The organism is Sinomicrobium oceani (assembly GCF_900119185.1).
Taxonomy (GTDB): Bacteria; Bacteroidota; Bacteroidia; order Flavobacteriales; family Flavobacteriaceae; genus Sinomicrobium; species Sinomicrobium oceani.
On the sequence record NZ_FPJE01000002.1, the window covers coordinates 71,931 to 82,802 of the forward strand.

Consider the following 10,872-nt stretch of genomic DNA (forward strand, 5'->3'; position numbering starts at 1 on the left):
TTTTCTCTGAAAAACAATAGTGAATTGGCAAATGCCCTGGAGAAGGGAAATAAGGAGGCCTTTAAATTTATCTTCGAAGCGCTTTATGACGATATGGTATGCTATATTTTAAGTTTATGCAACGACAGAGATAAGGCCGAAGATATCGTACAGGAAACCTTCGTAAAATTATGGGAGCAACACCGGTCCCTGACCATAAACACTTCCGTAAAAAATTATCTTCTCCGGACCTGTCATAACAGGTTGATCAACAGTCTCAGGGGAAACAAAAAGACGATCTCACTTTCCGATATGCTTTACCTGGAAGATTTTCTCGAAGAAGACAATACCGTCAACGACAGTTCGAAAGATCCGGAATTATTCTTTAAGGCCATAGAAACGCTCCCGCCCAAATGCAGGGAAATCTTCGTCCGTCATAAACTGGACGGACAAAAATACAAAGCCATAGCGGACGACCTGAATATTTCCGTAAAAACCGTAGAAAACCAGATGACCAAGGCCTACCGGAAACTCAGGGATATTCTTTACCCTGGCGATGACCAAAAACAGGAATAACCTTGATATTTGCAAAAATACGTTCTCATCCGGTTACCCCGATAACTTTTACCGACCTCTACTATAAAACAAAAACCGCCTGTCCCTTTTCGGAAACACGGCGGTTTTCTCCTAACTAACTTCCGGTACTATTTTATGACGCTCTAATACCCCGGTTTTTGTTTTAAGTTTTTGTTGACCCTGAGACTGGTTTCGTGGAAAGGCCAGAGGTAATTAAAAGGTTTGAACGACCGGTCCTCTATTTTAATTGATGTTTTCTTGCCATTGACAATCCGGGTGTGCCCCAGGGCAGGACCGTTGAGTACATCTTCGGCCATCCGCCACCGGATGATATCATTGTAGCGCTGTCCTTCCCCGGCAAATTCAATCCGCCTTTCGTTGCGTATCAGGTCAATCCACTGCTGCTGACTGTACGAGGCATAGGACGGCAGGGTCACATCGGCTACCTCCATATCCAGTCCTGCCCTTTCCCGGACCTTGTTGATACACTCCCTGGCCAGATCATCGATAGTGTTGGTCATGATCCGGGCTTCCGCATAGGTCAGCAGCACCTCTGCATAGCGCAAAAGTCCGTATTCCATATTCCCATCCCGGAACGCATCGGCTTCCGACACGAACTTCCGGAACCAGTAGCCCGATTTACTGGCCCGCTGGTTTTCGTAAAACATGGGGTTGTTGGGATTGTAAATATCAATGGCTTCGCCGTAAAACTCATCGCCCGGCCCCATGATACTGGCTTTATACCGCGGGTCGCGGTTAAGCCCGGGGTTCAGTTCGTATTCTTCTTTGGTATGTATCGGGCAGTCTTCGATGGGACGTCCCTGCAGGGTCCAGTACGAATCTACGAGCGATTTCAGGGGGACACAATACGACTGCCCGTTACCTGTGCGGAAATGCGGGCCGAGGTCGCGGAAAGAATAGGTGGTACTTCCGCTGTGGCTCTCTTCGTCCAGGTGCAGGATAAACTCGTTATTATCCGAATCCGCCTCGTACTGAAAAAGATCTCCGTATACCGGGTGCAGGGTATACCCCGTATTGTCCATGATATCCCTGGCCAGGGTTGCCGCAAGTTCGTAACGTTCGTCATACAAGGCATAACGCATGATCAGTGCCTTGAACGAATACTGGTTGAACATGTATTTGTTCGTCGTATATTCCTCTTCCGGAAGTTGCTCTGCTATATCCAGGGCCATCGGAAACAACGTATCCAGGATCTCCTTTTTGGGTGTTGCAGGTAAGGTAGCATCTTCGAGCTCCGCGGGTTCCAGCAAAAAAGGAACGTCACCCCAGTGAAAGGTAAGCCGGAAATAATGCCAGATCCGTAATCCTTTCAGGATATTTTCATAGCGCGTACGGATCGATTCGTCTTCTACATAGGGCACATCAATATTGGCGATATAGGTATTCAACCGGCCGATATGTTTCATATATATGGTGTAGTAATATTCGAATGCCCTGGTATTACTGTTGATATTTCCGTTGCCGATACGGAGGTGATGATCATCCTCACTACGGGCATACGCATTGTCTGAGCGGCCGTCCATCATATAAAACAGAAGTTTGCGATCCCCGTGATTGGTAAAGACATCATAAAAACTACTGTAAGCCACCCTTCTCAGGTCGTCTTCGTCGATAAAAAACTCCTGGAAAGTCGTTGCCGTAGGATCGGTCTTGTCGAGGAATGACTCACATCCCGACAGCAGGACGGTTATAAAAATGCTGATTATGGCTATTTTTTTCATTGTGCTAAACTAAAGTGGTTATAATATGGTAAATCGGAGTCCTATACTGTAAGTGGCCATCCTGGGATATCCGCCGTTGCCACCGTCCCTTTCCGGGTCCAGCCCTTCCCAGCGGGTAAAGGTAAAGGCGTCCTGCGCATTGAGATACAATCGGAAATTATTGATATTTTTTCCGATTTTAGGGATGGTATACCCCACCTGCAGGGTCTTTATCCGAAAATAAGCTGCATTGCTGAGCCATACGTCACTGAGCACGGCATTGGGGCTCGATCCGGTCCAGACGCGGGGAAACCTGCTGTCCGGATGATCAGGTGTCCACCGGTTGTTCATATAATACGTTCTGGGCGTTCCCAGGTTATTGTCCCGGTTATCCATCAGCACCGGGTAGCCCTCCAGTCCGTTCAGCCTGCCCAGCCGCCGGCCTACCCCCTGCCCGAGCATGCTCAGATCCCACCTGCGGTACCGCAGGTCTAAGGTTACGGAATAGTTCAGATGCGGAAACGGATCGCCCAGGTCCACCTTGTCCAGATCGTTGATGATCCCATCCCCGTTCTGGTCGATATACCGGATATCCCCGGGTATGGTATTGGGCAGTTTGGCTTCGGTGGCATCGACGTCTTCGCGGGTCTGGAAATAGCCATTGCTTTCATAACCGTAATAATTGTCAATAGCAATTCCGCGATACCATATTTTATCGGGATCGTCTTTAAAGATCAGGCTATCCGATTTGGAATACCCCGCCTTCAGTACCTTGTTTTTATTGTCAAAAAGCATTCCGCCTATACTATAGGAAAAATCTCCGGACCGGTCGCTCCATCGTGCGGAGACTTCCCAGCCCTTATTTTCCACTTCTCCTATGTTTACTGCGGCTTCGAGGCGATCGGAGCCGGTCAGGGGTGGTACGGTGACCCTGGAATAGATCAGGTCATAGGAATGTTTGCTGTACAGTTCTGCCGTAAGGTTCAACCTGTTGTTGAGTACGGTAAGATCGAGCCCGATATTTCCCTGCTTTTGCTTCTCCCAGGTAAAATTCGGATTCGGCACCCTCAGGGTCCATCCCCATTCGTTGACCACTTCCTGCCACAGGTAAGGATCTACATTTTCATTTCCTATAAGGCCATAGGACAACCGGAATTTCAGGTTGTTGATCACTCCTTTGTCCTTTAAACCCGACAGGAATTTTTCGTGATGCACATTCCAGGCCAGTGCAGCCGACGGGAAAAAGCCCCATCGGTGCCCGGGGGCGAATTTGCTGCTTCCATCGGTTCGTCCGGTCATTTCGAGGATATACCGATTGTCAAAAGAATAATTCAGTTTTCCGAAAAAAGACGCTTTACTCACTTCCCGGTAGTCGGTATAGTTGTAGGTCATGATCTCCGAACCGGCTATAAAATACATCTTGTCTCTCTGCTGCCGGAACTTCTTTTCGTAGTTGAGGTTTGCACGAGCTGTGATCTGGCTGACACTTACGCCCTGCTCCGCATTGACGCTGTTGGCCCAGGTCGCCGCCGGTTTTCCGTCCCCGTCAAAAAACTTAAAGGTGGAACGCTTTTCCTTCCAGGCCGATTTATTGATCATATACGATACATTTCCGTTGAGCGAAAGACTCTCATTGATATAGTAAGTAGGTCGGAGATTGATCGTACTTCTGTCGTACATATTGTTTCGCATTCCACCGTGATTGATAGCTGCCACGGGGTTGAGGTTATTGTACAGGACATAATGTTCGGGCAGGTCCGAATCGTAAAAGATATCCTGGGTCGGGTTCATTTTCCAGGCATCCCGGTACAACCCGTGTCCGTCGTTATTAACCATCAAACGGTCTACCTGCAGACGGTGGGCATAAAAATCGGCCATCAATACAAACTTGTCAGCTATATTGATATTGGTATTGAAACGGGCACTGAATTTTTCGCTGCCCTCACTGTTGTTCAGTCCCTTATCGGTAATATATCCCAGCATCAGGTTGAAGGTTCCCACCCCGCCACCACCGGATATACTTGCAGAGGTGTTGTGCGACAACGGACGGCGTTCCATGACCTCATCGAGCCAGTCCCTATCGGTGTATTCACCCCGGTCGGCAAGCCCGATCTGTTCTTCGGTAAAAAGCGGGGACTGTCCCTGCATGGTCCTGGCTTCGTTATTCAGCCGCATATAATCTGCCGAACCCACAAACTCCGGAAGGTCTATGGGGTCGCTTATGGCCGTCCAGGAATGGATATCTACTTTAAACTGGTCGGTCACGCCGCGTTTCGTCTCTATGATAATAACCCCGTTGGCTCCGCGCGAACCGTAGAGCGAAGCCGAAGCAGCATCCTTGAGTACACTGATGCTCTTCACCTGGTTCGGGTCTATGTCCGTAAGGGACTGCTCCATACCGTCCACGATCACCAGGGGACTTCCGTTTTGCAGGGTACTGATCCCGCGGATAGCAATATTCCCCGGTACGGAACCCGGTAAATTACTGGATTGCTGCATGGTAACCCCCGGAAGCGTTCCGCTGAATGCCTCTTCCAGTTTAAAAATAGGCCGGTAAACCGCCCGGTCCATATTCATCTCCGATACCGACGAGGCCACGTGCTCCTTCTTGATGGTGTTATAACCGGTAACCACCACCTCATCGAGCCTGGTATTCTCTTCGGTCAGGACCACGTCGATCTCATCCCTCCCATTCATCGCGACTTCTTTGCTCTCAAATCCCACCATACTGAAAATAAGGGTCGATGCTTCCCGCACGGAAAGCTGGTAATACCCGTTTTCATCGGTATTGGTACCGATATTGGCCCCTTTGACCAATACGGTGACCCCGAATAACGGCATTCCTTTTTCATCGCTCACTGTACCGCGAACCATATCCTGGAGATACCTTATGCTCAGACGAGTTTTTCTCTTTCTCCTCACAGTCAGTACGATCTGTTCGTTCACCACTTTATAGTCTGTTCCGCTATGGTCAAAAATTTCCTTCAATACTGTCCCGAGCTGTTTTCCGTCCGACCGGACCGTTACACGCCGTCCGGTATCGATATCTTCGAGGTTGTAGAAAAATTTATACGCAGTCTGGGCTTCTATGGCTTCAAAAACGCTTTCCAGCGGTTCGTTTTCCAGGTGAAGCTTCACTTTGGTCCTTTGCCCGTAAGAAGTAAATGCCTGGAGCTGAAAAAAGGAAAAAATAACAAACAGGGTGGCAATTTTCATTTTCAGGTCAAATTTTAGAGGGTAATAAAAGATACGGCGTATCCCTAAAAGATTTTTCATATTTTTATATTTTGGTGTGGTACATAACTTACTATCACTAAAAGTCCGGATCGGGAAATGTGGCGGCATTTCCCGTTCTTTTTGAAGGCTGTAGCGATATGAATAAATAATCCGGTAAAAACAGAAGGTGTGGTCGTACCCTATATCAGATCGGAGGTTTGGGAAGATATGTTTTCATAAAGATTTGGTTTGTTAATATATGGTTTTATAATTGGCGCAGCGCTACTTCCGCGATGCGCTATGGCGTCATTTCCGGTTTTTCAATGATTATGGTATTATTACGGATCTCATAGCTGAACAACCTGCTTTCGGTAAAGGTCTGTAAAATCTCCTCCACGGTCTCGCTGCCGAAAGTGCCCTTAAACCGTTCCCCGTTCAATGCCGGGTAATGATTCTCTATCTTCACATCGTACCGTCGTTCCAGTAATTTCAATACACCGGCAAAGGTTTGGCCTTCAAAGACCATCTTTCCCTGCGTCCAGGCGGTATAAGCAGTGACATCAACCTTACGGACGGCAAATTCTCCGTCATGCTTGCCGAAAGCCCCCAGTTCTCCGGGTGACAGATGCACCGGAGATACATACCCGGTTACGGTTTCACCCGTATAAAGAGTGACGCCCCCGCGACAAAGGACTACTGCGGTACGCTCCTCATCTTTATAGGCCGTTACGTTAAATTCCGTTCCCGTTACTTTCACCGTAATATTCCCGGTATGTACACGGAACGGGACATCGGAGTTCTCCGAAACACCGAAAAAAGCTTCACCCTCAAGAAAAACATCCCTTGAAGCGGCGCTGAAACGCAGCGGGAAACGCAGAGAGGACCCTGCATTCAGGTTTACGGTTGTTCCATCTGTAAGTTTCAGGACAAAAGTTTTTCCGTAAGGCACATGCAGCGTATTAAAACCGGTATCTGCCGCATCGGTACCCGCTTCGTAAACCAGGGTATCTCCGGCCTGTACAATACCGGTAAGTTTTTCCCCGGTACGTATCTGCTGGTTTTGCCCGGGGACTATGGTGGTGCTGTTCCCGTTATCCAGTTCGAGGACGATCTCCCTGTCACCGGTAATCAGCAGCTGGTTCTCTTCCCTTCCGGCGGTGTACCAAAGATATCCGCAGCTAAGAAGTATCAACAGCACAGCAGCATATTTCAGTAAAGGGCGTAACCGATGTATCCCATGGTGCTCCCGGTGATGTATACGGTTTTGCAGCAGGCCATAAGCTCCCGCCGCATCGAACCGGTGCAGCGATTCGAGAATAAGGTGTTTCAATTGGACCTCCTTTTTCAGAAATACTCTCCCACCCGGACTTTCCATCCATTCCAGGAGCTGTGCTTCTTCTGAAGGTGTAAGTTCGTTATTCAGAAATTTTGTAACCAGATGGTCAGGGCGTTCTTTCATTACGAGGCTTTATTCGGAGGTATAAACGCTTTATCTTCGCAGGGGAATCCGTTTTTTACCTGTCCTTTTATCGTATTACGGGAATTTGATCAAAATCCCCCACGCTATTTTTACTTTTTTTTGGAAAAGTTTTGTTCTATTCCTAATTTACTGCCTTTAAAAATAAAAAAACACTAAATAATCATGGAGTATTTTTCCGGGAATGAAACCGCTTGCATTTCAGAAATACGGTCGGGGAACGAAACGGCCTACCGCTCCGTGTACCTCTATTTTTATGAACGATTGTGTGTTTATGTCCTCAATTTTACGGGCGACCGGGAAATTGCGGAAGATATCGTGCAGGAGGTTTTCCTGAAATTGTGGAACAACCGTAAAAAACTCCGTCCGGACGGATCGTTGGGCGGATACCTGTACCGGCTTACGTATAACGAATATGTCAATATATACCGTCAGAACCTCAAACAGCACAGGGAACTCGAGCTCCTGCGGCTCAAAAGCCTTTACGAACTACTGCATGAAGAAGACGAAGCATTTCAGGAAAAAGTAAAACAGGTCACGAAGATCATAGAAGGGCTTCCCCCGCGTTGCAGGGAAATATTCATTCTGAACAAACAACAGGGACTTCGCCACAAGGAAATCGCCGCACAACTCGATATTTCGGTAAAAACCGTAGAAAACCAGGTGGCAAAAGCCATGTCGCTATTACGAAAAAAAATTGCCGACGAAACGGCTGTTCTGCTCGTTCTGCTGGGTTATAACGGCACGGTGGGCCGAGCCGGCTTTGGTACGCTCCGCGCGGAGCCGGAGCACTCAGCCGCCTCCGTTTGTCTAAAAAACGGGAGGTAAAGCTGTACATCACTCCTTAACCTAATACCCCATTAACCAAATAACTATCCACCTACGAACTCATCAACTACTCCCCGGATAACTCAACGACCTTCCCGTGCCCTCCTCCGGTCAACGAATGGTTTCCAGGTATAATTGCCGGACATCATCGGAAGAGATATCGTCTGCCCGGAGTACATGAACGAGATTTCCTTTACGCATGATACCGATATGGGACGCCATGTTAACGGCATTAAAAATATCATGGGTCGCCATGAAGACCGAAGTATTGTTCCCTGCCAGTGTCTTTACGGTTTCGGTAAAATCGTGAGTCGCTCCCGGGTCCAGTCCGCTGGTGGGTTCATCCATCAATACGGCCGAAGCATTTTTCGCAATAGCTATGGCTATACCTACTTTCTGGCGCATTCCTTTACTGTGATTGCCTACCCTTTTATCGAAAGCATCCTCCCGCAACCCCGCCCGTAACAGGTAGGCTTCGAGAGCTTCCCTGTCATAATCGAATCCTGCTATACGGCTGAAAAAATCCAGGTTCTCCAGGCTGGTCAGATTGGGATACAGCATTACGACCTCAGGGATATAGGCCAGGTGCTTTACGGTCTCCGGCTGCCCGGGAACTACCGGAATGCCATTGACCCTCGCTTCACCGGAAGTGGCCTGTAAAAAACCGAGAAAAAGGTTTATGGTCGTGGTTTTCCCGGCGCCATTTTGCCCGAGGAGGCAAAAGACCTCTCCCGGTTTTACAGTAAGATTCAGACTGTTCAGTGCTACCTGGTTTCCGTATTTTTTGGTAAGATCTATGGCCTGTAACATCGTTTCCATGGGTTTTAAGGGCAGCAGGAGCGCTTTTTTAAAATCGGATTCCCGCAGCCAGTTGCAGATTAAAAGGTTCGCCGTCTATATAAAAATATTCGGGGTTCCCTGTCATATAGTTATTAAAGATATCTCCCGAAGCCATATAGCGTTTCCCGGTAATATTATCTGCCAACAGGCGAACAAAATACCTGCCTGTGGCATAATTGATGCCCGCATCGACTTTCGTGAAATCCGGAATATACCGGTGCGTGGTAGACGTGCTTCGCTTTACCTGTGTCACCTGTCCCAGACTGAAGCCTATTCTTGCCTTGTGTTTCAATGGTATGGTATATTGCAGCCAGGTATTGAAAATCTGTTGTGGTGCCTGAGGTAATTCTTTCCCGATCTGCTCCGGGTCCTGATCTTCGGTAATCCGTGCATGTACATAGGTATAATTGGCAGACACCGAGAGCCTGTCGGTGATACTCCCAAGCACATCTACCTCGACACCGCTGCTGGTTACCTCTCCGATCTCCTTTACAAATCCCGGCAATTCGAGATTAGAAACCAGAACATTGGTTTTTACCGTATAAAATCCATTCAGAGAAGTACTCAATCTCGAACCAAACCAGTTTTTCTTTATCCCCAGTTCCAGGTCGTTCCCTTTTTGAGGATCTACCGCCCTGGATGCCGTTACTTCGTTGGTCTCCGGGTTCGTCTGTATGGCTACCATGCCACTTTGCGGAACAAAAGACTGGTCGTACAGGAAAAATACGGATGTCGAAGGGTCCGCACTAAAGGTGAGTCCGGCTCTTGGGGTCAATGCTTTCTGGTCGAACTCGGTCCACTCCCCGGGGCCCGCTGCCGTAACATTTCTCCTTTTATTGGTATACCAGGTATACCTGGCGCCCAGCGACAACAACCAACGTTTATGCAGGCGGATATTATCATACGCATAAACCGATCGCAGATAGGTATTGTTCTCTATTCGTATAAGCCGTGACGTTTCCCGCACCGAGTCTTTATTCACACGGTTCCGATAGGTATATTTACTGTATGGAAAATCGTAAACTCCCCGGTGCAGGGCAAGGGAATCTTTACTATTTGTAAAATCCGTACCCAGCACGATCTCATGGGCTACATGTCCCGTACGGAAGCTTCCGTTTGCAAACAACTGGCTGTTCCAGGTGGTTCCGCTTCCCATGGTAAGGCTCGACTTTCTCTCCGTATTACCGGCTTCGTCAAAGCTCACAATACTCCCGTTTGTTGTCATGTACCAGGTTTCGTAAGGTGCGGCCAGGTACGAACTCTGTGAAGTGATATCCCAGTGGTCGTCAAATTTGTGATGAAAGACAAGACGCACCGTTTCATTCTTTGCATAACTGTCCGGCAAGCCGGGGGCAGCGCTGTAATTCCTGGATACGGGGCCTTTGAGTTTTTCGGATTCGCTCCGGACTTTAGCCAGGTATGCTCCGTTCTTTATATTTCCCCTGATAAAGTTGTATTCGGCAAGAACAAAGGTACGAGGACTAAAATTGTACTGCAGCACAGGGGCTATGATCACTTTATCGGTACGCATAAAATCCAGGTAAGAATCCTTGTGCTGGTAGGCTGCATTAAAACGATAGGAAAATCCCGTATCCTTTACGGCGCTACCGATATCGATGGCAGCCCGGTAAAAGTTAAAGCTTCCACCCATGACAGTAGCACTACGGATCTTTTTATCCGGGGTTTTGGTTACGATATTCACCGATCCCCCCGGCTCCCCGGTCGCGTTCAGGAAACCGGCAGGCCCCTTAACGATTTCCACGCTTTCCATGACAGCTTCATCGTCTATAGAGGCCCCGTAACTGAAACGCCTGGACATTCCGTTTAGTGTTGTATAACCGGTAAATCCCCTGATCTGCAGTGCCGAAGACTGGTCAAAAGGCGTACTGTTATAGCTGAAATACACCCCGCTGCTATTTCGCGCTGCGTCTTTCAGTTCCAATGCCCCCTGTTGTTGCAGGAGTTCCGACGAAATACGGACTATATTCTGAGGGATCAGGATAAGGGGCTGCCGGAGCTTAAGCCCGGGCGAAACCGAATCCCGTTTTGTACGCAGGATTTTCGTCCCCACCACATCAACCTCGTCGAGATAGTTTATTTCGGTTTGCGTAGTATCCGTTACCCGCCGGCCGGTTTCCTCCTGCGCGACAGCCATACGCGGAAGGAGGAACAGGAACAACACTAAGCTACAGTATATCTTTTTCATGTTTTAAGGTATTAATGCACAATCTGGCT

7 protein-coding genes are annotated in these 10,872 nt (G+C 48.3%); 2 read left to right on the forward strand and 5 right to left on the reverse strand.

Annotated elements, in window-relative coordinates:
- Positions 1-24: 24 nt before the first annotated feature.
- Positions 25-555, forward strand: coding sequence for an RNA polymerase sigma-70 factor (locus BT112_RS01910; RefSeq protein WP_175545722.1), 531 nt, complete (start codon positions 25-27; stop codon positions 553-555).
- Positions 556-698: 143 nt separating this feature from the next.
- On the opposite strand, the gene BT112_RS01915 is transcribed toward BT112_RS01910, so the two are convergent.
- The 3 genes from BT112_RS01915 to BT112_RS01925 form a co-directional block, all read right to left on the reverse strand.
- Positions 699-2,297 carry a RagB/SusD family nutrient uptake outer membrane protein gene (locus BT112_RS01915; protein WP_072315672.1) on the reverse strand — a complete coding sequence of 533 codons (1,599 nt, stop codon included), beginning with the start codon at positions 2,295-2,297 and terminating at the stop codon, positions 699-701.
- 18 nt (positions 2,298-2,315) lie between these two features.
- Entirely contained in the window at positions 2,316-5,552 is a 3,237-nt protein-coding gene (locus BT112_RS01920; RefSeq protein WP_217652314.1) for a SusC/RagA family TonB-linked outer membrane protein, read from the reverse strand.
- A gap of 238 nt (positions 5,553-5,790) precedes the next feature.
- Positions 5,791-6,951, reverse strand: a complete 1,161-nt coding sequence (locus BT112_RS01925; RefSeq protein WP_072315674.1) for a FecR family protein — start codon at positions 6,949-6,951, stop codon at positions 5,791-5,793.
- A 183-nt stretch (positions 6,952-7,134) separates the two neighbouring features.
- On the opposite strand from BT112_RS01925, the gene BT112_RS01935 reads away from it, so the two are divergent.
- Positions 7,135-7,797 (forward strand): RNA polymerase sigma factor, encoded by a 663-nt coding sequence (locus BT112_RS01935; protein ID WP_072315678.1) that lies wholly within the window; start codon positions 7,135-7,137, stop codon positions 7,795-7,797.
- A gap of 111 nt (positions 7,798-7,908) precedes the next feature.
- Here the strand turns inward: BT112_RS01935 and BT112_RS01940 are convergent, their stop codons facing one another.
- Positions 7,909-8,607 carry an ABC transporter ATP-binding protein gene (locus tag BT112_RS01940; protein WP_072315897.1) on the reverse strand — a complete coding sequence of 233 codons (699 nt, stop codon included), beginning with the start codon at positions 8,605-8,607 and terminating at the stop codon, positions 7,909-7,911.
- Between the two features lie 37 nt (positions 8,608-8,644).
- A complete protein-coding gene (locus BT112_RS01945) occupies positions 8,645-10,843 on the reverse strand; it encodes a TonB-dependent siderophore receptor (RefSeq protein ID WP_083564734.1) in 2,199 nt (732 codons plus the stop codon).
- Positions 10,844-10,872 lie beyond the last annotated feature (29 nt).

Excerpts from the sequence above, each read along its gene's own strand:
- BT112_RS01925 (WP_072315674.1), bottom strand. The coding sequence starts at position 6,951 with ATGAAAGAACGCCCTGACCATCTGGTTACAAAATTTCTGAATAACGAA.
- BT112_RS01920 (WP_217652314.1), bottom strand. The coding sequence starts at position 5,552 with ATGAAAAATCTTTTAGGGATACGCCGTATCTTTTATTACCCTCTAAAA.
- BT112_RS01935 (WP_072315678.1), top strand. The coding sequence starts at position 7,135 with ATGGAGTATTTTTCCGGGAATGAAACCGCTTGCATTTCAGAAATACGG.
- BT112_RS01940 (WP_072315897.1), bottom strand. The coding sequence starts at position 8,607 with ATGTTACAGGCCATAGATCTTACCAAAAAATACGGAAACCAGGTAGCA.
- BT112_RS01945 (WP_083564734.1), bottom strand. The coding sequence starts at position 10,843 with ATGAAAAAGATATACTGTAGCTTAGTGTTGTTCCTGTTCCTCCTTCCG.
- BT112_RS01915 (WP_072315672.1), bottom strand. The coding sequence starts at position 2,297 with ATGAAAAAAATAGCCATAATCAGCATTTTTATAACCGTCCTGCTGTCG.